This is a genomic window from Methylobacterium platani (assembly GCF_001653715.1).
In the GTDB taxonomy this organism is placed as follows: Bacteria; Pseudomonadota; Alphaproteobacteria; order Rhizobiales; family Beijerinckiaceae; genus Methylobacterium; species Methylobacterium platani.
Genome location: NZ_LWHQ01000020.1, coordinates 36142 through 62749, shown reverse-complemented (window position 1 = coordinate 62749; position 26608 = coordinate 36142). Strand labels below are relative to the sequence as shown.

Sequence of the window (26608 nt, the reverse complement as noted above, 5' to 3'; positions counted from 1 at the left end):
CCGGATCCGGCGGCGGGCAGCCCGGACCCGGAGCCGTCGCGAGATGGTACGAAGCTGCCGCTCGCGGCAATATGCGGGATCGGCGCGCGGGCGATCCCCGTCCCGTGGCGGATGCGCCGCGCGGGGTGCGGGTTTCGTCGGGAGGTTGGCATGATCCGGACCGGTCTGGTCGCCGCCGCGATGCTCGCGGCCGTCCCTTCCCGTGCGGCACCTGAAGTCGAACATTGGTCGGCCCTGAGCAAGACCGCCATGGCGATCACGGGCGACATCGCGCTGTCGCCCGCGCGGCTCGTCGCGGCGGGCCGGACCTTGCCGCTCGCCGTCGCCGCCGACGTCGCGGATTTCGGCACCGTGGCGGGCCCGGCGCCGGCCCGCATCCTCGCGGTGACGAAGCCGGCCGATCCAGTGCTCCTGCACGGCAACACCCTATGCGGCGTGCCGGTCCGCTGGATCGTCGCCTATCGGCGCGACGACGGCCGCAGGCTGACCCTCGCGGTCTTCGGCGGCGAGGCCCGCCCGTCCGCCGAATCCGGTCCGGGCCTCTGCCGGACGTTCTCCTACGCGCGGTGAGCCGCCCGCGAGAGCATCGTCCGGCGAAGCGGACACCCGCCCGTCGAAGACCATGCGGCACCATCGAAGGCCTCGAGCAGCGTCCGAGCGCAGCGCGATCGGGCGCCGCTCCTGGCCCGGTCCCGCTCACGCCGCCCGTATGTCGCCGAGGAAGCCGTCGACCTCCTGCTTGACGGCCAGGGACTGCGTCGCCAGCTCGGCGGCGGCGGTGAGCACCTGGGACGCCGCGCCGCCGGTCTCGTCGGCCAGGCTCAGGACCCGGGCGACGCTCAGCGAGACGTCCTGGGTGCCGCGCGCCGCCTGGTTCGCGTTCCGGGAGATTTCCGCCGTCGCGGCATTCTGCTCGACCACCGTCGCCGCGATGGCGCCGCTGATCTCGTTCAGCGTGGCGATGGTGCCGCCGATCTGCCGGATGGTGGTGCTCGCCTGGGCGGTGGCGGCCTGGATCGCGCCGATCTGCCCGCTGATCTCCTCGGTTGCCCGCGCCGTCTGGCCGGCGAGTTCCTTGACCTCGGCGGCGACGACCGCGAAGCCGCGCCCCGCCTCGCCGGCCCGCGCCGCCTCGATGGTGGCGTTCAAGGCGAGCAGGTTGGTCTGGCTGGCGATGGCCGAGATCGTGGTGACGGCGGCGCCGATCTGGCTCGCCGCTGTGCTCAAGCTCGCCATGGCGGCGTTGGTGGCCTCGGCCTCGTGCGCGGCGTGGCCGGCGACCTCGCGCGAATGGATCACCTGCCGCTCGATCTCGCCCAGCGAGGCCACCATCTCCTCCGCCGCTGCCGCGACGGTCTGGACGTTGGCCGAGGTCTCCTCGGCGGCGGTGCTGGAGGCGACCGCCTGGGCGTTGGTGCCGTCTGCGACCTGGGTCATCGAGCGGGCGGTGGCGTCGAGCTCCGAGGCGGCGGAGGTGACGATCGCCAGCGAGCCGGCGACCCGCTGCTGGAAGGCGGTGATGAGCGCGTCGACCCGGTCGGCGCGACGCTGGCGGGCGGAGGCCTGCGCCTCGCGGTCGGCCTCGAGGGCGAGGCGCTCCACGGCGTTGCGGCGAAAGATCTCCACGGCGCGGGCCATCTCGCCCATTTCGTCGGTGGCGTCCTGCGAGGGGATCGCGGTCGCGGTCTCGCCGGCGGCGAGGCGGCTCATCGCCCGGGTCATGCCGGCGACCGGCCGGGTGATGCTGCGGCCGATCAGGACGGCCAGGGCGGCGCTGAGACCGAGGATGAGGGCGAGGAGCGCGAGCTGCACCCGCTTGGCCGTCGCCATCGTGGCGGTGCTGCGGGCGTCGATCTCGCTGACGACCTCCACCAGCGTCTTGCGCATCGCCGTGCCGGCGGCCGCGAAGGCCTCCGCCTTGGGCTTGATGCTCTCGCGGAACAGCGCCTCGCTCTCCAGCATCGCCGCGGCCGCCGCCGTGATGTGCCGGTTGAGGCGCTGCAGGGCCTCCTCGACCGTGCCGAGATCCCGGCGCTGTGCCGGCGTCAGCGTGAGCCCCTTCAGCTTCGCGATCGTCGCCTCGGCGCTGGTGAACTGTCCGGCCGAGAGCGCCCGGGTCTTCGGATCGGTGGTCGCCAGGAAGCGCCAGTTCATGACGCGGAACAGCAGCAGGGTGCGCTCGATCTCCACCGCCTGCGCCAGCATCGCCTCGTCGGCTCCCGCCCGGAGCTGGGCGACGAGAATGCCCGAGGCCTTCGTCAGGTCGTCGCCCGAGGTGTAGACGCCGGCCTTGTTGTCGCGGATCTGCGTGCCGAGCGCGACCACCCGCGGGATCTCGGCGGCGAGCGCGCGCGCCTGCCGGCCGAGGTCGAGGTAGAGCGCGCGCCGCTCCTCGGTCATCGCCCGCTGGGCGAGGCCGTCGGCGAGCGGGGTCATGTCGCCCAAGCTCGACCGCATCCCGGATTCCGCCTCCGGCGTCTGCATCGTCCTGTACTCGGTGGCCTGGGTCCTGAAGCGGTCGATCCGGCCGTTCAGCGTGAACAGCTCGCGCGCCGCCTGCTCGATCCGTCCTTTGGCCCGGTACGTGTCGTCGAGGCCGTCGAGCTGCCGATAGGAGAGCCCGCCCATCACGGCGGCGAGGATCGCCAGGAGCGTGAAACCGCCATACAGGCGCGCCCGCATTTGGATTCTCATCGAGCGTTCCATGACCTGAGATTGGTATGGGACGGACGCTGCGTCAGATTACAAAATATTTCATGAAAATGTCGAAATTTTTTTCAAAATAGGAATTAAATCTTATATAAGACAGACGTCGATCGTGCGCGATTGGTTTTCTTCCCTGGGGAATCCAGCGCTCCAGTGTCGATCGTCCCCGTCGCTGGTCCCGGGTCGCCGGACGTCCCGTCCGACTGCTGGTCGAGCCCCGGATTCGACTGATGCAGATCATTGTGTCGTAGTATCTAGGTATAATCAAGATATCTTACAATTTATACCATTCACGTTGTCAGTCAATCTCTGATCATTTGGCGCCTCATACTCGCGCGCTTTCGCATCGCCACGTCGACGCGAAGGCGTTCGACGCATCAGCGCCGACGCCCATTCGGGCGTGCCAAGCGCCTGTTTCAGCGGACTCGTCTCTCATGAAGCCGCAAACGGCAAGGCATACCCAACCCTCACCCTGATCCTGAGGTACCGCAGCGGAGCGGAGGCCTCGATGGAGGGCTCCAGGGATCGCGGAGGCTAATGGATACCGTCTTCAAGGTTGGCCGATGTTCGACCGACCGACACCTCAGGATGAAGCGAGACCGTAAGGTATCCCTGACCATCAAGATTTCAACGATAGAAAAGCCGGTCAAACAGGTACGTCAGCACGAGGCGGGAGTGCTGAATGTCCTTGATGGCCTAATTTTACCGATTGCGACAATCGCTCGTACGGGTCTCGGGCTGCCGGCGATCACGGATCGGAGGCTGACGCGAGTTCTGAAGGCGGCCTCCGGCGAATCGCGTCACGACGCGCAGACCGGCCCGGTCCCCTGCGGGGGAGCGGGACGGACCGGCTCTCAGCGCAGGGGCGGCAGCGGCGGCAGGGCGGCCTGGCCCTGTTCGACCTTGTCGAGGCAGCACTTCTTGAACTTCTTGCCGCTGCCGCAGGGGCAGGGATCGTTGCGGCCGACGTCGCGATAGGGATTGCGCTCCGGGATCGGCACGCCGTCCTCGTCGAGGTCCGGCAGGTGGTCGTAGGCGCCTTCGCGGGTGTAGTCGAGCGCCGCGACCGGGTCGTCGAGGTAGTCGATCAGCAGGTCGTCGAAGCGCTCGCGGCTCTTCGGACGCAGGCGAGCCTCCTTCAGGGTCTCCTGCACCGTCTCCCAGCCGACGATGGTGCCGGCGTTGCGGCCGTCCTTGCGGGCCGTCCTGAGGCGGGGGACGAGGTCGTCGAAGCCCAGCAGCGAGACAGCGTCCTCCCAGCCCTGCCAGACCTCCTCCGCGTCGGGCGGGGCCGAGCGCGCGTCGTCGAAGCGCAGCAGGAACGCCTTCACCGCCTCGCGGTCGATGCGGCCGTCGGCGGTCAGCAGCGCGAGGGCATGGAAGAGCTGCATCCGCGCCATGCCGACGGGCGCCTCGCCGGCGATGGCAGCGACCAGGCGCTCGGCATCGCCGTCGAAGCTGCCGGCGACGAGGCCCGCGAGCGTGGTCGGGTAATCCTCCCCGAGGGCCGCCGCGATCGCGTCGTCGTCGCGGCGCAGGAGGCGCATCAGGGCGGCGTGAATCCGGGTATCCCGGGCCGAGGCCAGGACGTGGACGCCCCAGAACAGCAGGGTCCGCTCGGGCTCGGTCAGCGCCTCGCCCTCGCCGTCGGCGGCACGCTCGAGGATCGCCAGGACCGGCTCGGCGATCGAGCCCGGTGCCGCCCGCGCCCGTTCCAGGGCCTCCGCCGGCAGGTAGGTCGCCGCCGAGAGTTCCCGGATCAGATCGGTATCCGCCATGCCCGCCTCCTGGTCTGCGTCTCCGGCGGCGCGGCTCGCACCGCCGGAGGTCTCGTCGTCAGCCGCGCAGGGTCGCGCCGGTCTTGCGCGTCACCTCGGCGACGATCTTCTGGCTCACCGCCTCGATCTCCGCGTCGGTGAGGGTGCGGTCGGTCGGCTGGAGGCGGACCGCCACCGCGACCGACTTCTGGTCCTCGCCGATCCCAGGCCCCTCGTAGACGTCGAACACCTCGATCCCCGTCACGAGGGTGCGCTCGGCGGCTTGCGCCGCCTTCAGGATGTCGCCGGCCGCGACTTCGCGCGAGACCACGAAGGCGAAGTCGCGGGTGAGCGGCTGGAAGTCGGGCAGGGTCGCCGCCGGCTTCATCTTGGTCGGCCGGTGCTTCGGCAGCGGCAGGGCGTCGAGGGTGATCTCGCAGACCACCACCGGGCCCTTGATGTCGAGGGCCTTGAGCACCCGCGGATGCAGCTCGCCGAAGAACCCGACCTGGTTGCGCGGGCCGAACTGAAGCGTGCCGGAGCGCCCCGGATGCAGCCAGTCCGGCCCGCCGGCGACGACCTGGAGCCCGCCGGTCGGCACGCCGAGCGCCGTGAGCAGCGCCAGCGCGTCGGCCTTGGCCTCGAAGGCGTCGATGGGCTTCGCCGCGCTGTCCCAGTGCCGGCCGGCGCCGCCGTGGCGGGCCGAGCCGCGCCGGAGCGCCGTCGCCTTGGTGGTCTGGCCCTCGGGCTGGTCGGAGGCGAAGCACTGCCCGACCTCGAACAGGGCGACGTCGCCGTATCCCCGGTCGGCGTTGTGCTGCGCGGCGCGGGCGAGGCCCGGCACCAGGCTCGGGCGCATGTCCGAGAGGTCGGCGGCGATGGGGTTGGCCAGCGCCAGCTCCGGCTTGCCGCCGCCGAACAGCGTGGCGTCGGCATGCGCGATGAACGACCAGGTCACCGCCTCGACGAGGCCGCGCGCGGCGAATTCGCGCTTGGCCTGCCGGGTGCGCTTCTGCATCACCGTCAGCACCGGGCGGATGACGGTCGCGTCGATCCGCGGCAGGGGCTTCGGCTCGATCCGGTCGAGCCCGGCGATGCGCACGATCTCCTCGACGAGGTCGGCCTTGCCCTCGATGTCCGGGCGCCAGGACGGGGACAGCACCTTGGCCCGGTCGCCGGAGCCGGCGACGTGGAAGCCGAGCGATTCCAGCGTCACCTTCATCTCCGGCCGCGGCAGGTCGAGGCCCGACAGGCGGCGCACCTCGGTCCACGGGAAGTCGATGATGCGGTCGGTGTCCGGCACCTCGCCCGACACGGTCGCCTCGCTCGGGGTGCCGCCGCAGAGGTCGAGCACCAGCCGCGTCGCGAGGTCGAGGCCCGGCAGGGCGAAGGCCGGGTCGACCCCGCGCTCGAAGCGGTAGCGGGCGTCGGTGACGATGCCGAGGCGCCGGCCGGTGCGGGCGATGGTCAGCGGATCCCACAGGGCGGATTCGATCAGCACGTCGGTCGTGCCCTCGTCGCAGCCCGAATGCTCCCCGCCCATGATGCCGGCGATCGATTCGACGCCGGCCTCGTCGGCGATGACGATCGCGCCGTCGTCGAGCCGGTAGGTCCGCCCGTCGAGGGCCAGCACCTCCTCGCCGTCGCGGGCGCGGCGCACCGTGAGGTTGCCCTTCACCTTGGCGGCGTCGAAGACGTGGAGCGGCCGGCCGCGGTCGAAGGTGACGTAGTTGGTGATGTCGACGAGCGCATTGATCGGCCGCAGGCCGATCGCGGCGAGGCGCCGGCGCATCCACTCGGGCGACGGGCCGTTCGTCACGCCGCGCACCAGCCGCAAGGAGAAGAGCGGGCAGAGATGCGCGTCCCCAGGCGGGAAGTCGCGGGTGACCGAGACCGGGCATGCCCCCTCCCCCCGCACCGGCGGGGTCTGCTGGCGGCGCAGCGTGCCGATGCCGGCCGCCGCGAGGTCGCGGGCGATGCCGTGGATGCCGGTGCAGTCGGGGCGGTTGGGCGTCAGGTTGATCTCGATCACCGGATCGTCGAGGCCGGCGAACGCCGCGTAGGGCTGGCCGACCGGCGCGTCCTGGGGCAGATCGAGGATGCCGTCATGGTCGTCCGACAGGCCGAGCTCGGCGCCCGAGCACAGCATGCCCCGGCTCTCGACGCCGCGGATCACGCCGACCGACAGGGTGATGTTCTTGCCCGGCACGTAGGTGCCGGGGGGCGCGAACACGGTCTTCATGCCGGCCCGCGCGTTCGGCGCGCCGCAGACGACCTGCACGGGCGCGCCCTCGCCGGTCTCGACGGTGCAGACCCGCAGCCGGTCGGCGTTGGGGTGCTGCTCGGCGGTGACGACGGCGGCGATGCGGTAGGCCGAAAGCGCCGCCGCCTTGTCCTCGACGCGCTCGACCTCCAGCCCGATGCGGGTCAGCGTCTCGACGATCACGTCGAGGGAGGCGTCGGTGTCGAGGTGGTCCTTGAGCCAGGAGAGGGTGAATTTCATGGGGCTAAACCTCTCGGCTCAGGCGAGCCGGGCCTTGGTGATGAGGAGGACGGCCAGGCGGCGGCACTGGTCGTCGTCGAGGGATTCGAGGTCGGCGATGGTCTTGCGGGCGCGGGCGACCACGATGCGAGTCACGTCGCGGCTGATCTCAAGGCTCGGCGGGCTGTAATCCGCCAAATGCCGGCGCTCCTGCAGATCGGCCAAGATGGTACCGATGCCGACGATCACCGGGCCGAGTTCAGCCGCCTCGCGCCCGGACAGGCGCCGCCTGACCTGGCCGTGATCGAGCAGCCGATAGATCGGCTCCGTCACCGCGGCGTCGCGCCGCCACATTCCGAGCGCACGGGTGGAGACGAAGCAGAGGCCGTGAAAAACGGCGTAATAGGCGGTGCTGACAGAGCGCCGCATTGCCGCCTTCTCCAGGTTGCGGCGCCCGCGCTGCTCGGACAGCGCTTCAGCGACTTCGAGAAGATCGTAGACGAGGGGATTGCCCAAGCGTGGCATCAGGCGTTCTCTTCCTCGTCTTGGTAATCCTCTTCCTGGTCGCCCAAGATTTCGTCGCCGGGGAACCGGAAATCGAGATAGGGAAAGCGCTCCTCCCCCTTGCCCCACAAAGCCATCCGCAGCGCCGCGTGTGCGGCGTTGACTTCACTCCCCCCGGGCAAGCCCGATTCGGGCTTGAAATGGGCGGTGACGAACAACGACGGCTCGTCGGCGTGGTTGTAGCCGGCGCGCAGTTCGGCTCGCTCGTAGCCGGAGGCGGCGAGGTACTGAGACAGGACCTCGTCGGTGATCGCCAGGATCTCGGTCTCGGTCATCGGGCGCCTCTTGAGGGCAGGAGGATCAGCCGGTCAGGCCGCCGACCAGGCTCGGGATGTCGAGGGGCCGGAAGCCGTAATGCTCGAGCCAGCGGACATCCGCCTCGAAGAACGGGCGCAGGTCCGGCATGCCGTATTTGAGCATCGCGATCCGGTCGATGCCCATGCCCCAGGCGAAGCCCTGGACGCTGTCCGGGTCGAGGCCGCAATTGCGCAGCACGTTCGGGTGGACCATGCCGCAACCGAGGATCTCGAGCCAGTCGTCGCCCTCGCCGAAGCGGATCTCGCCGCCTTTTCGCGAGCACTGGATGTCGACCTCGGCCGAGGGCTCGGTGAAGGGGAAGAAGGAGGGCCGGAAGCGCATCTTCACGCTGTCGACCTCGAAGAACGCCTTGCAGAACTCCTCGAGAACCCACTTCAGGTGGGAGATGTTCGCCTGCTTGTCGATCACCAGGCCCTCGACCTGGTGGAACATCGGGGTGTGGGTCTGGTCGGAATCGTGCCGGTAGGTGCGCCCCGGGCAGATCACCCGGATCGGCGGCTGGACATTGCGCATCGTGCGGACCTGCACCGGCGAGGTGTGGGTGCGCAGGAGCTTGCGCTTCCCGTCTCGGTCGGGCCGCAGGAAGAAGGTGTCGTGCATCTCCCGGGCCGGATGGCCCTCGGGGAAGTTGAGCGCGGTGAAGTTCAGGTCGTCGGTCTCGACGTCCGGGCCTTCCGCGATCGAGAAGCCCATGTCGCCGAAGATCGCCGTGATCTCGTCCATCACCTGGGTGATCGGGTGGATGCGGCCGCGGGTCTCCGGGCCCTCGCGCACCGGGAGCGTCACGTCGATCCGCTCGGCGGAGAGCCGCGCCGTCAGCGCCGCCTCGGCCAGGGTGTCGCGCCGCGCCTGGATCGCGCCCTGGACCCGGTCGCGCAGGCCGTTGATCAGCGGGCCCTGCTCCTTGCGCGCCTCCGGGCTCATGCCGCCCAAGCTCTTCAGCAGCTCGGAGACGGCGCCCTTCTTGCCGAGGGCGGCGACGCGCACGCCCTCGAGCGCCGGCTCGTCGGCGGCGCCGGCGACCTGGGCGAGGAGATCGGTTTCGAGGCTGGTGAGATCGGTCATGGTCTGCTCAATCGGGGCTCAGGCGATGCCCTGCAACGCGCCGCACCGCGCCGTCAACCCGGGCCGGGGGATACGCCCCCCGCAACGCAAAACGGCCCGCATGGGCGGGCCGTGATGTCCGGTCGTCGAGGGAACCGAAGGGCCCGCGCGAGGGCGCGGGCCGAAGGACGGCTTACGCGGCCTTGACGAGCTCGGCCGGCAGGGCGGACTTCGCCTTCTCGACCACGGCGACGAAGGCCGCCGGCTCGTGGATGGCGAGCTCGGAGAGCGCCTTGCGGTCGACCTGGACGCCGGCCTTGGCCAGGCCGTCGATGAAGCGCGAGTAGGTCAGGCCGTGCGGACGGACCGCGGCGTTGATGCGCTGGATCCACAGGGCGCGGAAGTTGCGCTTCTTGTTCTTACGATCGCGGTAGGCATATTGCATGCCCTTCTCGACCGCCTGCTTGGCGATCCGGATCGTGTTCTTGCGCCGGCCGTAATAGCCCTTGGCGGCCTTGAAAACCTTCTTGTGCTTGGCGTGGCTGGTCACGCCGCGCTTGACGCGGGCCATGGTGATCTCCTGGGGGTTCTACGAAACAGATGCGGGACGAAGCGTCTTCTCGAGCGAAGCCGGTTCTTACCGGGCGTTCGGCAGGAAGTACTTCTTCACGTTGGCGGCGTCGCCCTCGAACAGGGTGGTCGTGCCGCGCAGGTTGCGGATCTGCTTCGTGGTCCGCTTGATCATGCCGTGGCGCTTGCCGGCCTGGGCGTACATGACCTTGCCGGTCCCGGTGATCTTGAAGCGCTTCTTGGCGCCCGACTTGGTCTTCAGCTTGGGCATTTTGCTCTCCTGACGCGAACTCCACCGGGATTCCGCCACGGGCGGGTCCCGACGATCGCGCACGATCGATGGTGTGGAGCGACACAAACCGCCACGGCAGCCCTCACGGCCGGGCGGTTCGGCGAGGCGCGCGCTATAGCAGGGCCCGGGCCATCGCGCAATCGTCGCATCGTCGGGCGCCGCGGCCCTGTGTGACACGGGAACGATCCGGCCCTCGCGGTAGCGTTGTGCGCCGCACCGGAACCATAAGCTCGGGTGCGCGGTTTCGTTCATGTCCCGCTCAGGCCCCATCCTGCTTAACTCCCCCCAACGTGACCCGCCATCGTTGGGCGTCTCAGGAGAATCCGTCGTGCGCATTGCCCAGGTAGCCCCTCTCGCGGAGGCCGTTCCGCCGAAGTTCTACGGCGGCACCGAGCGTGTCGTCTCGTGGCTCACCGAGGAGCTGGTCCGGCAGGGCCACGACGTCACGCTGTTCGCGAGCGGCGACTCGGAGACGAGCGCCAAGCTGGTCGCCTGCTGCCCGGAGGGCCTGCGCCTCGCCGGCATCCGCGACCACGTCGCCAGCCACCTCGCGATGCTCTACCACCTGCGCCGTCGCGCCGACGAGTTCGACGTCATCCACTTCCACATCGACCTCCTGCAGTACCCGCTGTTCGAGGAGTTCAACCACAAGTGCGTCACCACCCTGCACGGGCGGCTCGACGTTCCGGACTTCATGCCGGTCTACCGGACGTTCACGGGCATGCCGCTCGTGTCGATCTCCGACCATCAGCGCGGGCCGATGCCTGAGAACGCCAACTGGCTGCAGACCATCCATCACGGCCTGCCGGCGGAGAACTGCCGCTTCTCGGCCAACCCGAAGGACGGCGGCTACCTCGCCTTCCTCGGCCGCATCTCGCCCGAGAAGCGCCCCGACCGGGCGATCGAGATCGCCAAGGCCTCGGGCGTGAAGCTGAAGATCGCCGCCAAGGTCGACAAGGCCGACCAGGAATACTGGGACGAGGTCATCGAGCCGATGACCCATCACCCGCTCGTCGAGTATATCGGCGAGATCAACGAGGACCAGAAGCACGAATTCCTCGGCAACGCCCTGGCGCTCGCCTTCCCGATCGACTGGCCGGAGCCCTTCGGCCTGGTGATGATCGAGGCGATGTCGGCGGGGACGCCGGTGATCGCGTGGCGCAACGGCTCCGTGCCGGAGGTCATCAAGGACGGCGTCTCGGGCGTCGTGGTCGAGTCGATGGACGAGGCCATCGCGGCGGTCGAGACCTGCAAGGCGATGAGCCGCGAGGGCGTGCGCCGCTACTTCGAGACCCGCTTCACCGCGAGCGTCATGGCCCGCTCCTACGTCGCCGCCTACGAGTCGCTGCTCGCCGGCGACCTCGACGCGATCAAGATCCCGGGCCTGACCCTCGGCGCCCCGGCCGCCCTCAACGGGGCTGCCAACGGTGTGGCGCATCCGGTGCTCCGCGCGGTCTGATCCGCCTCGCAACTGCGTGACGACGACGAGGCCCGGTCCCCGCGAGGGGGCCGGGCCTTTCGCTTGCGCGAAGCCTTCCCGACCGATCGACGAAGATCCGTCTCCCGGACGGCCCTGCCTGAAAGACGGGCCGGCTCCGGGCCACATCCCCCCTGGCGGTCGCCGCACGATGGCCCACATTCGCCCTAGCGTGGGGTCCAACCCGCGAATCGCCGCGGGTGCCGCCTCCCCGCTGCCGCCCGGATTTCCCGTCCGGAGCCCGAACGATCTCGCCCCCGATTCCCCGCGACGCCTCGCGGAGCGAAGCCCCAAGGAGTGACACTGTGCCGATGGTCGCGACCGCCCCCGACGACGAGACGCTGCCGCAGTACCACATCGAGGCCCAGACCTCGCTGGTGGAGCGCCAGCTGCGCTCGCTCAAGCACGGCGACGCCTTCGCGGTGCTCGACAGCTACGGCGATATCGGCGTGTTCCCGGGTCCCGAGGGGCTGTACTTCCAGGACACGCGCTTCCTGTCGCGCCTGGAGCTGACCGTCGAGGGCCAGCGGCCGATGCTGCTCGGCTCGGTGGTGCAGGACGACAACGGCGCGCTCTCGGTCGACCTGACCACCCCCGACATCCGCCTCGACGCCGGCGACGAGACCAGCATCCCGCGCGAGATCATCGCGCTGGAGCGGACGAAATTCCTGTTTCGCGGCACCTGCTACGACCGCATCGGCCTGCGCAACTACGACACCAAGCCCCGCCACCTGCGCGTCACCCTGACCTTCGACGCGGATTTCCGCGACCTGTTCGAGGTGCGCGGCAGCGACCGCGCGCATCGCGGCACCCGCACCGTCGCGGTGACGGCCGAGAACGAGGTGACGTACCGCTACGACGGGCTCGACAAGCGCCTGCGCACCACCCGCCTGCGCTTCGGCCCCAAGCCCGCGCGGCTCGAGGCGCACAAGGCCGAGTTCGAGGTCAGGCTCTCCCCCGGCGGGCGCGCCTCGATCTTCGTGCGGGCGATCTGCGACACGGTCGACCACAGCCGCGACGGCGAGGCGGTGGTCGGCAGCGCCCTGCCCTTCACCCATGCCGCCTATCCGAGCCCGCGCCGCGAGGACGGCCATCCGAAGGGCGAGGGCATGACCTTCGCGCTCGCCTACCGCGACGCGCGCCGCGACCTGCGAAAGGCCACGGCCAACATCACCACGATCGAGAGCTCGAACGACCAGTTCAACGAGGCCGCCTGCCGCGCGACGGCCGACCTCTACATGCTGCTCAGCCGCACGCCGAACGGGGTCTACCCCTATGCCGGCATCCCCTGGTACAGCACGGTGTTCGGCCGCGACGGCATTATCACCGCGATGATGACGCTGTGGATCGATCCCGAGATCGCCAAGGGCGTGCTGCGCCACCTCGCGGCGACGCAGGCGACGACGATCGATCCCGCCGCGGACGCCCAGCCCGGCAAGGTCCTGCACGAGACCCGCAACGGCGAGATGGCCATCCTCGGCGAGGTGCCGTTCCGCCTCTATTACGGCACCATCGACGCGACGCCGCTCTTCGTGATGCTGGCCGGGCAGTATTACGAGCAGACCGGCGACCTGGCGACCATCCGGGCGATCTGGCCCAACATCCTGGCGGCGCTGAACTGGATCGACGAGTACGGCGACCGGGACAAGGACGGCTTCGTCGAGTACGCCCGCGAGACCGAGAAGGGTCTCGCCAACCAGGGCTGGAAGGACAGCCACGATTCGATATTCCACGCCGACGGCCGCATGGCGCAGGGTCCGATCGCCTTGTGCGAGGTCCAGGGCTACGTCTACGCCGCCAAGAAGGGCGCCGCGAAGCTCGCCGCGCTGATGGGCGACGACGTCCTCGCGGAGCGCCTGAAGGGTGAGGCCGAGCGGCTGCGCAAGGCCTTCGACGAGAAGTTCTTCCTGCCCGAACTCGGCACCTACGCCATCGCGCTCGACGGCGAGAAGCGCCCCTGCGCGGTGCGCTCGTCGAATGCCGGCCACGCGCTGTTCACCGGCATCGCCTATCCGGAGCGGGCCGAGAGCGTCGCCGCGGTGCTGATGTCGAAGGACGGGTTCAACGGCTGGGGCGTGCGCACCATCGCGGTCGGCGAGGCGCGCTACAACCCGATGTCGTACCACAACGGCTCGATCTGGCCGCACGACAACGCGCTGATCGCGCTGGGGCTCGCCCGCTACGGCCTGAAGGCCGAGGCCGCGCGGGTGTTCGAGGGCCAGCACGGCGCCTCGCTCTACCAGGAGGGGCGGCGCCTGCCGGAGCTGTTCTGCGGCTTCATCCAGCGCAAGCAGCGCGGGCCGACGAACTATCCGGTCGCCTGCAGTCCGCAGGCCTGGGCGGCGGCCGCGCCCTTCGCGTTCCTCGCCGCCTGCCTCGGGCTCGAACTGCGCCACGACCGCAACCGGATCCGCTTCCGCGACCCGATCCTGCCGGCCTTCCTCGACGACGTGCTGATCCGCAACCTGAAGCTCGGCGACAGCCACGTCGACCTGCTGCTGCACCGCCACGGCGCCGACGTCACCGTCAACGTGCTGCGCCGGACCGGCGACGCGCAGGTGGTGCTGCTGAAATAGGCCCGGACATGCGATGGGCCGGGACATGCCCGGCCCTTCGATGCTCCTCGCGCGGGTTCTCGACGAAGCCCGCGCCTGGAGCGCTCCGTGATCCGATCCGCGCGGTGAGAGCGCGGAGACGCCCGCCTTATCGCGGCGCCAGGATCATGATCATCTGGCGGCCTTCGAGCTGCGGCTCGCTCTCCACCTTGGCGACTTCCTGGGTCTCGGCCTTGACGCGCTCGAGCAGACGCAGGCCCAGATCCTGGTGCGCCATCTCGCGGCCGCGGAACCGGAGCGTGACCTTGACCTTGTCGCCTTCCTCGAAGAACCGCTGCACGGCCTTCATCTTGACTTCGTAGTCGTGCTTGTCGATGCCGGGCCGGAGCTTGATCTCCTTGACCTCGACGGTCTTCTGCCGCTTGCGCGCCTCGGCCTGCTTCTTCTGCTCGTTGAAGCGGAAGCGGCCATAGTCGAGAAGCTTGCAGACCGGAGGCACGGAGTTCGGCGCGATCTCGACGAGGTCGAGGCCCGCTTCCTCGGCGACCTGCAGCGCCTCGAAGAAGCCCATGACGCCGCGGTTCTGGCCGGTATCGTCGATGAGCTGCACCTCGCGGACGCCGCGGATGTCCCGGTTGGCGCGCGGCCCGTCCTTCTGCGGGGCCGGCATGGCTCTCATAGGTCTGCGAATGGCTTCAATCTCCTCAGTCACGTCGTCCGGCGGCGGCCCGCGGACCGAAAGCCCCTCGAGGCCGGTCCCGAACCACCGCGCGGGCATACTCGGGTGTTACGCTAGCACCTTGGCGAGATCGCCCGATTTGTCAACTCGCCGGGCGCCGGGTTGGTTGCGGCCCGGTCAAGCATCCGTGAGGTCTTGACGGCCCCTGACCGCGCGCCTCAGGCGCCCTCCCCCACCGGCGCCGTGCCGAGCAGCTCGGCATAGACCGCCAGGGTGTCGGCGAGCATCAGCTCCAGGGAGAAGTGCGTCTCGACGTGGCGCCGGGCGCGGCGCACCAGGGCGTCGCGGGCGCTGGCGCCGAGCTGCAGCGCCTCCGCGACGGCGCCGGCGAGGGCCTGGGCATCCCCGGCCGGCACGCGCCACCCGGTGCGCTCGTGCACCGGCACCTCCGGCGGGGCGAGCACCGTCTCGGGCACGGCGCCGAGATCCGAGACCACCACCGGCGTGCCCAGCGCCTGGGCCTCGACCGCCGAGCGGCCGAAGGCCTCGGGCTCGGTCGAGGGCACGACCACCACCGAGGCCGCCCGGTAGGCCGCCGGCATGTCGGCGCAGTGGCCGACCCGCTTGACCTGGCCCGCGAGACCGTGGGCGGCGATCATCGCGTCGAGCTCGCGCAGGTAGGCGGTGCGGCCCTGCGGATCGCCGGCGAGCACCACGGTGAAATCGGCCAGCCCGCGGGCGCGCAGGGCGGCGGCCGCCTCGATCATCACCCGGTGGCCCTTCCACGGGGTGAGCCGGGCGGCGAGCAGCACCACCCGCTCGTGCGGGGCGACGCCCCAGGCCCGGCGCAGGGCCTCGACCCGCTGCGGCGCCACCTGGCCGGCCGCGAAGGCCGCGAGGTCGGTACCGCGGTGGATCACCCGCACCCGTTCGCCGGCGACCTGCGGGAAGAGGCGGCGGATCGCGTCGGCGGTGAAGTGCGAGTTGGCGATCACCGCGTCGCCGCGGGCCATCACCGAATTGTACAGGAGCTTCGTCGGCGAGCGGCCGGCATAGCTGCCGTGATAGGTGGTCACGAACGGGATGCGCAGCCGCCGGGCCGTCCCCAGGGCGACCCAGGCCGGGGCGCGGGAGCGGGCATGGATCAGCTCGACCCGCTCGGCCCGGCAGATCCGCGCCAGCCGCCCGACATTGAGCGCCATCGCGAACGGGTTCTTGGTCCGGGCCGGGAACGGCACCCAGGCGCCGCCCTTGGCCTGCAGCTCGCCGACGAGGCGCCCGCCCTCGGTGGCGACGAGCGCCCGGGCGCCCGCGGCGGCGAGCGCCGCCGCCACGTCGACCGCGGTGCGCTCGGCGCCGCCGGCGTCGAGCTCCGGGATGATCTGCAGGATGGTCCGGCCCGCCAGCGGGTGGCTCGCGGCCGGGAACGGCGTGGCCTGGCTCGACGGCATGGGGCTCCGGGTGAGGGTCAGGGGTCTGATTGCAGCACTCGCGGCGTGTCGGTGCCCGCTCCGCGCAGGAATTGGGGGTGCGCCGGCGGCTCCCGGTGTAGAAGCCGCCTGTCACGATCCGCACCGGGACGATGCATCAAGGTCGCCCGGCGCCGTTGCGGATCGGTAAACCTTGGTCGCGGACGGCCCGCGACCAGGGCCGCCGCTGGAATAACGGGGATAACGCATGGACGACACCCATCGCCCACCCGCCACGATGCTGACGGCCGGGGGGCGGCGCCTCGCCACCCTGGTGCGCCCGGGCGCCGGCCCGCCGGTGGTCTGGCTCGGCGGCTTCCGCTCGGACATGCGCGCCACCAAGGCCGAGGCGCTGGACGCCTGGGCGGCGCGAGCCGGCCGCGCCTTCGTGCGCTTCGACTATACCGGGCACGGCGAATCGGAGGGCGTCTTCGCCGATTGCACGATCTCGGACTGGCTCGCCGATGCCACCGCGGTGATCGACGCCCTGGCGCCGCAACGCCCGGTGCTGGTCGGCTCCTCGATGGGCGGCTGGATCGCGCTCCTGGCCGCCGCGGCGGTCCGCCCCGCCGGGCTGGTGCTGATCGCGCCGGCGACGGACTTCACCGAGGCGCTGATGTGGGAGCAGTTCCCGGAGGAGATCCGGGCGCAGGTCCTGCGCGACGGGGTGTGGCAGCGCGGATCGCAATACGCGCCCGAGCCGACGCCGGTGACCCGCGCGCTGATCGAGGACGGGCGCCGGCACCTGATCCTCGGCGCCCCGATCGATCCCGGCTGCCCGGTCCACATCCTGCAGGGCATGGCCGACCCGGACGTGCCGTGGCGCCACGCCCTGCGGCTCGTCGAGCGGCTGCCGGAGGCGGGCGTGGTCCTCACCCTGGTGAAAGAGGGCGATCACCGCCTCTCAGGCCCGGCCGACCTCGACCGCCTGGTCGCGGCGGTCGAGGGGATCGCCCCGCGCGAAGGCTGAGCCCTCGCGGGCGCTCAGTGCACGCTGAGCGCCTGAAGGTCGTGCGCCCAGGCGTTGGCGAAGGCCGCGTCGCGGCTGTCGGTGAGCAGGATCGGGGCGCCGCTCGCCGAGAGCACGGCGAACAGGTCGAGGCCGGGGGTGAGGTCCGGGGCCTGCGGGAAGAGGCGCTTGACCTCCTCCGAGCGCATCGCGCGGATATAGGCCACGTGGCCCTCGCCGAGGGAGGCGAGCGCGTTCGGATCCATCGTGTCGGGATCCAGGGTCAGGGTGGTGTCGGACATGGTGCGCCCTCCTCTGAAAGGCAGCAGGACGGTGGATCGGCCGGGCCCCGAAGCGGCCCGGCCGACCGGCGTAATCCCGATATGGGGACGATCACTCGGCGTCGCGCGACCCGATGTCGATCCGTCGCACGATGCGCTCCGGCTCGGGCCGGGCGAGGTCGATCGAGAGCAGGCCGTTCGACAAATCGGCGCCGAGCACCTCCATGCCGTCGGCGAGCAGGAAGGCGCGCTGGAACTGCCGGGCCGCGATGCCCCGGTGCAGGAAGGTCCGGCTCTTGTCGTCGGCCTGGCGGCCGCGGACGATGAGCTGGCTCTCCTCCAGGGTCACGTCGAGCTGGTCGCGGGTGAAGCCGGCCACCGCGAGCGTGATCCGCAGCCGCTCCGGCTCCCGCTCGGTGCGGGGCAAGCGTTCGATGTTGTAGGGCGGGTAGCCGTCATTGGCCGCCTTGGCGACGCGGTCGAGCGCTTGCTCGATCTCGTCGAAGCCCAGCAGGAACGGATGCCCGAACGGCGATGGACGAGTCATGGTGTCGGCGAAGCCCTGTTGCGGAGGCACTTCGATGGGTCGCAGGCCCGCAACCGCAGCGCCCGCCGGGGCCGACCGCAACTCCGCCGGCCCATGCCAGAAATATGAGGGGCGCCCCCCGCCGCATCAAGGGGAAGCGCGGCCGCTCCGGCGCGGCGTCACCGCTGCATCGCCCCGGTCAGCCGCTGGCTGATGCGCTCGCGGAGCGCACCCGGCAATTCGAGATCGACGAGGCGCCAGGTCCAGCCGCGCAGGCGCAGGCGCAGGCGGAAGCGGTTCTCGAGCGGCCGGTCCGGCGGATAGCTCACCACGATCCCGCGGAACCCCCGCGGCTCGGCCGAGCGGAACAGGGCGAAGAGCTGGCCGAGGGTCGAGGCGTGCAGGCCAAGCCCGTCCTTGCCGGCTCCCCATTCGGGCGTCGGAGGCTGGCGCGGAACCTTGGTGAGCACGGTCGTGCCGTTGCCGGGCGGGCTCGTGTCGGCGGCCCGCTCGCGGGCGGCCCCGTCGCGGGCGAGGCCGGCGCGCACCGGCCAGCCGTCGTCGAGGAGATCGATCAGGGTCTCGGGCGTGACGAGGGATTCGACCAGCGGCTCGGCCAGCGCCCCGCTCGCCTCCGTCAGAATGGCGCGGTCGCGGGCCGAGAGGTCGCGGCGGGCCGCGATGGCATCGACCGCCGCGGCGAGCGCCTGCTTGGTCAGGGACAGCCGCAGGGTGCGGAAGTTCACCCGCTGCGCCACCGCCGCCGCGTCGTGGGCCTGCACCGCCTGCGACAGGCGGTAGAGCGCGATGTAGGGCGAGAGTCCGTAGGCGACCCACAGGAGCACGACACCCAGGCCGCAGAGCCACCAGCGCGTCATGACATCCCGCGGACGGGAGGGCGCGCGGGCACCGTCACGCCGGACGCGCGAGGTGGGCGAAGGCGGCGATCACCTGCTCGTAGACCGGGCGCTTGAACGGGATGACCAGCGCGGCGAGATTGGCGAGCGGTTCCCAGCGCCAGCCGTCGAACTCCGCCTTGTGGGCGCCCCCGCCCGGCCGCAGGATGTCGATCTCGCGCTCGTCGCCGTCGAACGCGAAGGCGAACCATTTCTGGGTCTGGCCGCGGTAGCGCCCCTTCCAGGGCCGGCCCGCCGCGACGACCGGGAGGTCGTAGGAGTACCAGCCCGGCGCCTCGGCCAGCAGGCGCACGGAGCCGGGGGCCACGTTGGTCTCCTCGTAGAGCTCGCGCAGCGCGGCGTCGCGCGGCGCCTCGCCCTCGTCGATGCCGCCCTGCGGCATCTGCCAGGCATGGGCGCCGAGATCGGCCGACTCGTGCCGGCGATGCCCGGCGAAGACCAGGCCGTCGCGGTTGAACAGGGCGATGCCGACGCAGGGCCGGTACGGAAGGCCGGCGAGCGCGGTCTCGGGACGGTGAAGCGATGCCATGGGGCGACCTTAGAGCAATTTCCCGGCCTGTGGACCGTACCCTTGAGGAAAATGCGGGGCGAGCGGGCCGGACGCGGCGCGTCAGGGTGCGGAGCGCATGGCTCGGCTGGCCGGCACCAGCAGGATGCCGCGGGCCTCGAGGTCCCGCGCCCAGCGGGCGATGCGGTCGATCGAGAGCGGCAGGGCGGTCGCCGAGCCGAGGGCGAAGCCCGACTTGCGCGCCGTCTCCTCCAGGCGGGCGAGCTCGCGGTCGATGGCGTCCGGCCGCGGCACCGCGTCGACGACGCTCTCGGCCCGGGCGACCGGGACCTTGGCCTTGCGGCCGACCTCGCGGGCGAGCGAGCGCGGCGAGGTGCCGTCGTCGAGGAAGCCGAGGCCGCGCCCGCCGATCTCGCGCAGGACCGGCTCGAGGGCGACCGCCTCGCCGGTGAGGCGCGCGCCCATGAAGTTCATCACCCCGATCGCGCCCGGCACCCGGGCGAGCACGAAGGCGAGCCGGTCGAGGTTCTCGGCCGGCCTCGCGCCGACCAGCAGGGTCTGGGGGCCGGGATCGTTGTCGGGATAGTCGAACGGCTCCATCGGTGCCTGCACCATCACCTCGTGCCCGGCCTCGCGGGCCCGGGCGGCGCTGCGGGTGACGTCGGCGCCGTAGGGCGCGAAGGCGAGCGTCACCGCCGGCGGCAGCCGCTGCACCGCCTCCTGGGTCGCCGCCTGGCCGATGCCGAGGCCCGACACCACGAGCGCGATGCGGCCCGCGACCGCCCCGCCCCGCTCCAGCCCGGCGGCCTCCGGGCGGGCATAGACGTCGAGGGGCCGGGCCCCGTCCGGGCCGATCCTCGGCAGCACCCCGTAGCGGCCGCGCTCGGTGAGGCGCGGATCGGGGGCGGGCTTGAGCTGGACCGGGCCGCTGCCCTGCACCCGGATCACCACCGAATCCGGCGCGGCCGTGCCGTCGGGCCGGCTGACCGCGACGCCGGAGGCCCGCTCGACCTCGTCGGCGCTGCGGCTCGCCGGATCGGGGCGCGCCGGCACCGCCGGTTCGGGCACGGGGGCGCTCGGCGCCCGCATCGCGATCGTCGCGACGACGTAGGGCTCGCCGGCGAGCGGATCGTCGCCGAGGGCGAGAAAGGCCGCGAGCGCGATAGCGCTCGCGCCGAGGGCGGCGGCGGCGAGGACCCGCGGCCGCAGGGCGGCACGCCAGCGCACCGCGCGGGCGGTCGCCTCGTCCCGCAGCCCGAGGGGACGGGTCAGGATGGTGTCGGACGCGAGCGGCACAGGCGTTAAGGTCCCGCGACCGTGTCGCTGCCACAAAGCGGAAGGCCCGCAGCGCCGGTCGTTCGACCGGTATTGCGGGCCTTCGTGGTAAACGCGACGTTAAGGCAGGCGCCCGCGGCGTGCCGCGGGAGCCCGGAACCGTCCGATCAGTTCGGCTTCGGGTCCGCGGTCTTCGCGGTGTTGGCCGCGCCCTTCTGCACGCCGTGCAGGAAATCGACCGCCGCGATGAGCTGCTTGTCCTTGGCCGGGTCCGGCGGGACGTAGGCGGACGAGCCGCCGCGCTCCTCGGTGTCCTTCTGCTTGAGGTGGCCCTTCAGGCCGGCCTCGCCCTTGGTCTCGTCCTTGCCCTTCAGCTCCTCGGGCACGTCCTGCAGGACCTCCTGGTCCGGCTCGATGCCCTTGGCCTGGATCGAGCGGCCGGACGGGGTGTAGTAGCGCGCGGTGGTGAGGCGGAGCGCCCCGTTGCCGCCGAGCGGGATGATCGACTGCACCGACCCCTTGCCGAAGGAGCGGGTGCCGAGCACGGTCGCCCGCTTGTGGTCCTGCAGCGCGCCGGCGACGATCTCGGAGGCCGAGGCCGAGCCGCCGTTGACCAGCACCACGATCGGCTTGCCCTTGGTCAGGTCGCCGGACTTGGCCGAGAAGCGCTGGGTCTCGTCCGGGTTGCGGCCGCGGGTCGAGACGATCTCGCCGCGGTCGAGGAAGGCGTCGGAGACCATCACCGCCTGGTCGAGCAGGCCGCCCGGGTTGTTGCGCAGGTCGATGATGAAGCCCTTGAGCTTGTCGCCCGGCATCTCGCTCGAGAGCTTGTCGATGGCGGCCTTCAGGCCGTCGTAGGTCTGCTCGTTGAACTGGGTCAGGCGGATGTAGCCGATGTCGCCGCCCTCGGTGCGCGAGCGCACCGGCTTGATCCGGATCAGGTCGCGGTTGAGCGTGACCTCGATCGGATCCTTCGACTCCTTGCGGCTGATCTTCAGCTTCACCGGCGAGTTGACCGGGCCGCGCATCTTGTCGACGGCCTGGTTGAGGCTCAGGCCCTGGACTTGGTCGCCGTCGATCTGGGTGATGATGTCGTTGGCGAGCAGGCCGGCGCGGGCGGCCGGGGTGTCGTCGATCGGGGTGACGACCTTGATCAGGCCGTCCTCCATCGTGACCTCGATGCCGAGGCCGCCGAACTCGCCCTTGGTCTGGACCTGCATGTCACGGAAGCTCTTGGCGTCCATGTAGCTCGAATGCGGGTCGAGCGAGGTCAGCATGCCGTTGACGGCCGCCTCGATCAGCTTGGCCTCGTCGGGCTTCTCGACGTAGTCGGTGCGGATCTTCTCGAAGACGTCGCCGAACAGGCTGAGCTGGCGATAGGTCTCGGCCGAGGCGGCGACGGCGCTCGTGCTCGAGAGCAGGTGGGTCTGGGTCGCCACCGTGGCCGTCCCGGCGCCCAGGATGGCTCCGAACAGGACGAGGGAAACTTTGCGCATTATCCGCGAACCTTCTCGCTTGACCCTTTGGCCCACCAAGGATCCGGGTCGATGGAGCCACCGTCTTTCTTGAACTCGACGTACAGGACGGGATCGTTCCGCCCACCGGCTCCTGCCGAAGGTGCGGAGCCCGTGTCTCCCATCACGGCGACCGGCTCCCCCGCGAGCACGAACTGACCGACCTCGACGTTGATCTGGTCCATGCCCGCCAGGAGGAGATAGTAGCCGTCGCCCGCGTTGATGATCAAGAGACGACCGTAGGAGCGGAACGCCCCCGCGTAAGCCACCCAGCCGTCGGCCGGAGAGGAAACGACGCCCCTGGGGCGCGTCATGAGCGATATGCCGCGGCTCGTGCCCCCCGCCCCGTCGGGGCTGCCGAAGGTCCGCACCACCTCGCCGCTCACCGGTCGCGGCACCAGGCCGCGCACCTGGGGGAACGGCACCTTGGGGGCGAGCTTGGCCGGATCGCGCAGCGCGGCCGCCGCGAAGCGCTCGCGGGTCTCGCGGCTCTCGGCTTCCGCCGCCTCTTTGGCCGCGCCCGCGGCGCGTCGGGCATTGGCGAGGTCGCCGTCGAGGCGGTCGACCAGGTCCTTGAGGCTGCGTGCCTGCCCGGCGAGGCCGTTGGCGCGCTCGCGCTCGGCGGTGAGCCCGGTCTCGGCCTCGCCGAGGCGGGACTGGCGGGCGGCGATCAGGGCGGTGAGGCGCTGGCGCTCGGCGGCCCAGCCCTTGATGTCGCCGCGCAGGGTCTCCTGGTCCGCGGCGATCAGGCCGCGCAGGCGCACGAGTTCGGCGAGGTCGCCGGCGAGGGTCTCGGCCTCGCCCTGCAGCTCGGGCACCACGGCGCCGAGCAGCATCGAGGTGCGGATCGCCGCCAGCACGTCCTCGGGCCGCACCAGCACCGCCGGCGGCGGGCGCCGGCCCATGCGCTGGAGGGCGGCCAGCACCTCGGCGATGACGCCGCGGCGGGAATCGAGCGAGCGGCGGAGGGCCGTCTCGCTGCCCGCCATGGTCTGGAGCCGGGCCTCGAGGGCGGAGATGCGGTCCTCCGCCTCCTGCGCCTTGCGGGCGGCGTCGATCAGCGCCTGGTTGAGGCGGGCGCCGTCGCCCTTGATCTCGGCCACCTCGCGTTCGAGCTTGGCGCGGGTCTCGGTGCTGGCTTGCAGCGCGCTCTCGATCGCCCGCAGGCTCTCGGCCTTCCGGTCCTTCTCGGCCTGCGCCTTCGCCACGGGATCCGGATCCGGCGCCGCCTGGGCCCGGGCCTGCCGGATTCCGGCCGGCACGGCGCAGGCGAGCGCCGCCGTCAGCAATGCGGGGAGGAGCGCTCGGGTCATGGGGCGCCGCGGTGATAGGGGTGGCCGGAGAGGATCGTCATGGCCCGGTAGAGCTGCTCGAGGGCCAGGACACGGACGAGCCCGTGCGGCAGGGTGGCGGCGCCGAAGGCGAAGACGAGGTCGGCCCGGGTCCGGACACTAGGGTCGAGCCCGTCGGCGCCGCCAATCACGATGGCGAGACCGGGCCGGCCGCCGTCGCGCCAGGTGCCGACCTGCGCGGCGAAATCCGTGCTGGTCACCGCCCGCCCGCCCTCGTCGAGCACGACCGTCGCGGCGCCGGGCGGGATCGCCGCCAGGATCGCGCCGGCCTCCTCGGCGCAGCGGTCCGGCGCGCGCCGGGCTCGGCTCTCCGGGATCTCGGTCAGCTGCACGGCCGAGAAGCCGAGGCTCCGGCCGAGCGCGTCGGCACGGCCGCGATACTCCTCGGCGAGGTCGCGCTCGGGACCGCGCTTGAGGCGGCCCACCACGACGAGGGCGAGCCGCATGGCGGCGTCTCCGTCTGCCGAGGTCTAGAGGCGATCAGCCGGCGAGGCGATCGGCGGACCGGTCGGCGGGACGATCGGCGCCCCAGATCTTCTCGAGGTTGTAGAAGTGGCGCACTTCGGGCCGGAAGATGTGGATCAGGATGTCGCCGGCGTCGATCAGCACCCAGTCGCAGGCCGGCATGCCCTCGACCCGGGGGTTGCCGAAGCCGCGGCCCTTGAACTCCTGGATCACCTTGTCGGCGATCGAGCCGACATGGCGCTGCGAGCGGCCGGAGGTGATGATCATGGCATCGGCGAGGGAGGTCTTGCCGAGGAGGTCGATCTCGACGGTGTCCTCGGCCTTCATGTCCTCGAGGCAGGCGAGGGCAACCGACCTCATGTCCGCGGCCTCGGGCGCGACGGTCCCGGAGGCTTGCCGGGAATCCTGCACCTGGGCTTCGGCGGGAAGCTCGTTGTCCCGAGCTTCGTGAGAGATGGCGTCGTTCAGTGCCGGCCCCTGTCGATGAAGGCACCCGGTGGCGCCACGAGACGGTGTTGCCCGCGGCATGCGCGGTGCCGATGCCTGTGAACGCAGACAGTGGCGAACCGATGGCGGATTTTCAAGCAGAACCCGCGCAAATCCCCGGTGATCGCCCGGAATCAGGGCGGGGGCCGGGAGGCGGCGGCGCGCAACGCCGTCGAGGACAGGGTGGAGCGCGGTCCGTGCAGGAAGACCCAGGCCGGCGGCGCCCGGTCGGCCAGGGTGGCGGCGGCGGCCTCGTCGATGCGCGAGGCCGCGAGCAGGCGCGCGGCCGGCGAGGCCATCGCCGTCAGGGTGTAGCCCGGCCGGTCGATCACCGCGAAGGGCATCCGGGCGGCGATCTCGCGAAAGCCCTTCCAGCGGTGGAAGCTCGCCAAGCTGTCGGCGCCCATGATCCAGACGAAGCGGACCTCCCCGTGCCGCTCCGTCAACCAGCGCAGGGTATCGACGGTATAGCGGATGCCCGGCCGCCCGGCGTCGAGGCCGGCCTCGAAGTCGGTGACGGCGATCCTCGGATCGGCCGCGACGATGCGCGCCGCCGCGGCCCGGGCCGCCGCCTCGGGCAGGCGGCTGCGGTCCTTGAGCGGATTGCCCGGGCTCACCAGCCACCATACCCGGTCGAGGGCGAGGCGGCGCAAGGCCAGCCGGCTGACGTGCCGGTGCCCGGCATGGGCCGGGTTGAACGAGCCGCCGTAGAGGCCGACCCGCAGGCCCGGCGCGACGGGCGGCAGGCGCAGGATCACGTGCCGCCCCGGGTCACCGGTCCCTCGGGTCGCCGCTGCATCCGATCGGACGTCTCACGCCGTCACGGCCGGATCTGCCCGCTGCCGCGGACGCGGTACTTGAAGGTCGCGAGCTGCTCGACGCCGACCGGCCCGCGGGCATGCATGCGGCCGGTGGCGATGCCGATCTCGGCGCCGAAGCCGAACTCGCCGCCATCGGCGAACTGGGTCGAGGCGTTGTGGATCACGATCGCCGAATCGACCTCGGCCAGGAACCGCTCGGCCGCCGCCCCGTCCCCGGTCAGGATCGAGTCGGTGTGGTGCGAGCCGTACCCCTCGATGTGGTCGATCGCGGCGTCCAGCCCGTCGACGACCCGCACCGCGATGATCGCGTCGAGATACTCGGTGCGCCAATCCTCCTCGGTCGCCGGGCTCACCCGCGGATCGACCGCCTGCGCCGCCTCGTCGCCGCGCACGGCACAGCCGGCTTCGAGGAGGTCGGTCACCAGCGGCGCGAGGTGGGTGGCCGCGCAGGCGCGGTCGACCAGCAGGGTCTCGGCGGCGCCGCAGATGCCGGTGCGGCGCATCTTGCTGTTGCGCACGATCGAACGCGCCATGGCGAGGTCGGCGGCTTCGTGCACGAAGACGTGGCAGATTCCCTCCAGGTGGGCGAAGACCGGCACTCGGGCCTCGTCCTGCACCCGGGCCACCAGGCTCTTGCCGCCGCGGGGCACGATCACGTCGACCGCGCCGTCGAGGCCGGTGAGCATGGCGCCGACGGCGGCGCGGTCCTTCGTCGGCACGAGCTGGATCGCGTCCGCCGGCAGGCCGTGGCGGGTCAGGCCCTCGGCCATCGCCCCCGCGATGGCGGTGGCGCTGCGGTGGCTCTCGGAGCCGGCGCGCAGGATCGCGGCGTTGCCGGCCTTGAGGCACAGCGCGCCGGCATCCGCCGTCACGTTGGGGCGGCTCTCGAAGATCACCCCGACGACGCCGAGCGGCGTCGCCACCCGCTCGATCACGAGGCCGTTCGGCCGCTCGTAGGTGGCGAGCACCCGCCCGACCGGATCGGGCAGGCCGGCGACGCTCTCGAGCGCCTCGGCGATCGCCTCGATCCGGGCCGGGTTCAGGGCCAGGCGGTCGAGGCTGGCGGCGGGCAGGCCCTTGGCCCGGGCCTCGTCGAGGTCGGCGGCATTCGCCGCCAGGACCGTCGCGCTCGCCGCCCGCAGCGAGGACGCCGCCTCGCGCAGGGCCGCGTCCTTCACCGGGCCTGGGACCAGAGCCATCCGCCGGGCGGCTGCGCGGGCGCGCCGGCCGATCTCGCGCATCAGCGCGTCGACGTCTTCCTGGCGGGGCTTCAGGCTCAGTACGGACACGGTCGTCTCATCCCGGCCGCGGCGAGCGGCCCATGGTCTCGAGGGGGCACCGTCATGCCATGCCGGGCGGGTGGGCGAAAGGGGTGTCCCAGGCGGCTGGACTCGCGGGGACGGGACGCGGCCGCCGCCCGACACAGGACGGGCGTCCCCCGCTGCCGCGTCGCAGTGAAAGGAAGGATGTCTCTTGTTAGTTCAAAGACGATCCTGTCGAAGGACTCGCTCATCACTGTCTCATATTCGCAACTCGAACGACATTCCTGTGAGGAAGCGGGATGTCCGCTTGATTGCCTCCGTCTCCGTTCTATCACTCGT

25 protein-coding genes are annotated in these 26608 nt (G+C 71.4%); 4 read left to right on the top strand and 21 right to left on the bottom strand.

The features are described from left to right. The first annotated feature begins 150 nt into the window (after positions 1-150). Entirely contained in the window at positions 151-570 is a 420-nt protein-coding gene (locus A5481_RS11825) for a hypothetical protein (RefSeq protein ID WP_053082221.1), read from the top strand. A 126-nt stretch (positions 571-696) separates the two neighbouring features. Here the strand turns inward: A5481_RS11825 and A5481_RS11820 are convergent, their stop codons facing one another. From A5481_RS11820 to rpmI, 8 genes are all read right to left on the bottom strand, one after another. Next, positions 697-2694, bottom strand: a complete 1998-nt coding sequence (locus tag A5481_RS11820) for a methyl-accepting chemotaxis protein (protein WP_048432075.1) — start codon at positions 2692-2694, stop codon at positions 697-699. 866 nt (positions 2695-3560) lie between these two features. Further along, positions 3561-4484 (bottom strand): YecA family protein, encoded by a 924-nt coding sequence (locus A5481_RS11815; RefSeq protein ID WP_048432076.1) that lies wholly within the window; start codon positions 4482-4484, stop codon positions 3561-3563. 58 nt (positions 4485-4542) lie between these two features. After that, the gene (gene pheT, locus A5481_RS11810) at positions 4543-6966 is read right to left on the bottom strand and encodes a phenylalanine--tRNA ligase subunit beta (protein WP_048432077.1); all 2424 of its coding nucleotides are present in this window, start codon (positions 6964-6966) and stop codon (positions 4543-4545) included. An 18-nt stretch (positions 6967-6984) separates the two neighbouring features. Beyond that, complete coding sequence (locus A5481_RS11805) at positions 6985-7461, bottom strand: hypothetical protein (protein ID WP_048432078.1); 477 nt, start codon at positions 7459-7461, stop codon at positions 6985-6987. 8 nt (positions 7462-7469) lie between these two features. After that, complete coding sequence (locus A5481_RS11800; RefSeq protein WP_048432079.1) at positions 7470-7784, bottom strand: hypothetical protein; 315 nt, start codon at positions 7782-7784, stop codon at positions 7470-7472. Between the two features lie 25 nt (positions 7785-7809). Continuing rightward, positions 7810-8892, bottom strand: a complete 1083-nt coding sequence (gene pheS / locus A5481_RS11795; protein WP_048432080.1) for a phenylalanine--tRNA ligase subunit alpha — start codon at positions 8890-8892, stop codon at positions 7810-7812. A 172-nt stretch (positions 8893-9064) separates the two neighbouring features. Then, positions 9065-9442 carry a 50S ribosomal protein L20 gene (rplT, locus tag A5481_RS11790; protein WP_048428158.1) on the bottom strand — a complete coding sequence of 126 codons (378 nt, stop codon included), beginning with the start codon at positions 9440-9442 and terminating at the stop codon, positions 9065-9067. A gap of 66 nt (positions 9443-9508) precedes the next feature. Beyond that, entirely contained in the window at positions 9509-9712 is a 204-nt protein-coding gene (rpmI, locus tag A5481_RS11785; RefSeq protein WP_007561407.1) for a 50S ribosomal protein L35, read from the bottom strand. Positions 9713-10061: 349 nt separating this feature from the next. On the opposite strand from rpmI, the gene A5481_RS11780 reads away from it, so the two are divergent. Together A5481_RS11780 and A5481_RS11775 are read left to right on the top strand one after the other, a co-directional pair. Continuing rightward, positions 10062-11192 carry a glycosyltransferase family 4 protein gene (locus tag A5481_RS11780; protein WP_048432081.1) on the top strand — a complete coding sequence of 377 codons (1131 nt, stop codon included), beginning with the start codon at positions 10062-10064 and terminating at the stop codon, positions 11190-11192. Between the two features lie 329 nt (positions 11193-11521). Beyond that, positions 11522-13786, top strand: a complete 2265-nt coding sequence (locus A5481_RS11775) for an amylo-alpha-1,6-glucosidase (RefSeq protein WP_082172926.1) — start codon at positions 11522-11524, stop codon at positions 13784-13786. 127 nt (positions 13787-13913) lie between these two features. Here the strand turns inward: A5481_RS11775 and infC are convergent, their stop codons facing one another. After that, entirely contained in the window at positions 13914-14435 is a 522-nt protein-coding gene (gene infC / locus A5481_RS11770; protein ID WP_063928361.1) for a translation initiation factor IF-3, read from the bottom strand. Between the two features lie 227 nt (positions 14436-14662). Further along, positions 14663-15895 (bottom strand): glycosyltransferase family 4 protein, encoded by a 1233-nt coding sequence (locus A5481_RS11765; protein WP_082172927.1) that lies wholly within the window; start codon positions 15893-15895, stop codon positions 14663-14665. A 226-nt stretch (positions 15896-16121) separates the two neighbouring features. Here A5481_RS11765 and A5481_RS11760 point away from each other — a divergent pair, with 226 nt between their 5' ends. Beyond that, positions 16122-16883 (top strand): alpha/beta hydrolase, encoded by a 762-nt coding sequence (locus tag A5481_RS11760; protein ID WP_048432085.1) that lies wholly within the window; start codon positions 16122-16124, stop codon positions 16881-16883. Positions 16884-16897: 14 nt separating this feature from the next. Here the strand turns inward: A5481_RS11760 and A5481_RS11755 are convergent, their stop codons facing one another. From A5481_RS11755 to A5481_RS11705, 11 genes are all read right to left on the bottom strand, one after another. Continuing rightward, positions 16898-17164: a BQ00720 family protein gene (locus tag A5481_RS11755; protein WP_048432086.1), complete on the bottom strand. Its 267-nt coding sequence runs from the start codon at positions 17162-17164 to the stop codon at positions 16898-16900. A gap of 91 nt (positions 17165-17255) precedes the next feature. Next, positions 17256-17690, bottom strand: a complete 435-nt coding sequence (locus A5481_RS11750) for an Hsp20 family protein (protein ID WP_048432087.1) — start codon at positions 17688-17690, stop codon at positions 17256-17258. A gap of 158 nt (positions 17691-17848) precedes the next feature. Continuing rightward, on the bottom strand, positions 17849-18547 hold the full coding sequence (locus A5481_RS11745) for a DUF2939 domain-containing protein (protein WP_048432088.1): 699 nt from the start codon (positions 18545-18547) through the stop codon (positions 17849-17851). A 34-nt stretch (positions 18548-18581) separates the two neighbouring features. Continuing rightward, positions 18582-19115 (bottom strand): RNA pyrophosphohydrolase, encoded by a 534-nt coding sequence (locus A5481_RS11740; protein WP_048432089.1) that lies wholly within the window; start codon positions 19113-19115, stop codon positions 18582-18584. Positions 19116-19196: 81 nt separating this feature from the next. After that, entirely contained in the window at positions 19197-20390 is a 1194-nt protein-coding gene (locus A5481_RS11735) for a divergent polysaccharide deacetylase family protein (RefSeq protein ID WP_048432090.1), read from the bottom strand. Positions 20391-20536: 146 nt separating this feature from the next. Beyond that, positions 20537-21865: a S41 family peptidase gene (locus A5481_RS11730; protein WP_048432091.1), complete on the bottom strand. Its 1329-nt coding sequence runs from the start codon at positions 21863-21865 to the stop codon at positions 20537-20539. Then, on the bottom strand, positions 21865-23196 hold the full coding sequence (locus A5481_RS11725; protein WP_048432092.1) for a murein hydrolase activator EnvC family protein: 1332 nt from the start codon (positions 23194-23196) through the stop codon (positions 21865-21867). The genes A5481_RS11730 and A5481_RS11725 overlap by 1 nt, the downstream gene beginning before the upstream one ends. Next, positions 23193-23681, bottom strand: a complete 489-nt coding sequence (gene rlmH / locus A5481_RS11720; protein ID WP_048432093.1) for a 23S rRNA (pseudouridine(1915)-N(3))-methyltransferase RlmH — start codon at positions 23679-23681, stop codon at positions 23193-23195. Before rlmH ends, A5481_RS11725 begins: the two co-directional genes overlap by 4 nt. Positions 23682-23715: 34 nt before the next feature. Then, positions 23716-24027 carry a ribosome silencing factor gene (rsfS, locus tag A5481_RS11715; RefSeq protein ID WP_048432127.1) on the bottom strand — a complete coding sequence of 104 codons (312 nt, stop codon included), beginning with the start codon at positions 24025-24027 and terminating at the stop codon, positions 23716-23718. 293 nt (positions 24028-24320) lie between these two features. Continuing rightward, on the bottom strand, positions 24321-24944 hold the full coding sequence (locus tag A5481_RS11710; protein WP_048432094.1) for a nicotinate-nucleotide adenylyltransferase: 624 nt from the start codon (positions 24942-24944) through the stop codon (positions 24321-24323). Positions 24945-25006: 62 nt separating this feature from the next. Next, positions 25007-26296: a glutamate-5-semialdehyde dehydrogenase gene (locus A5481_RS11705; protein ID WP_048432095.1), complete on the bottom strand. Its 1290-nt coding sequence runs from the start codon at positions 26294-26296 to the stop codon at positions 25007-25009. Positions 26297-26608: the final 312 nt, after the last annotated feature.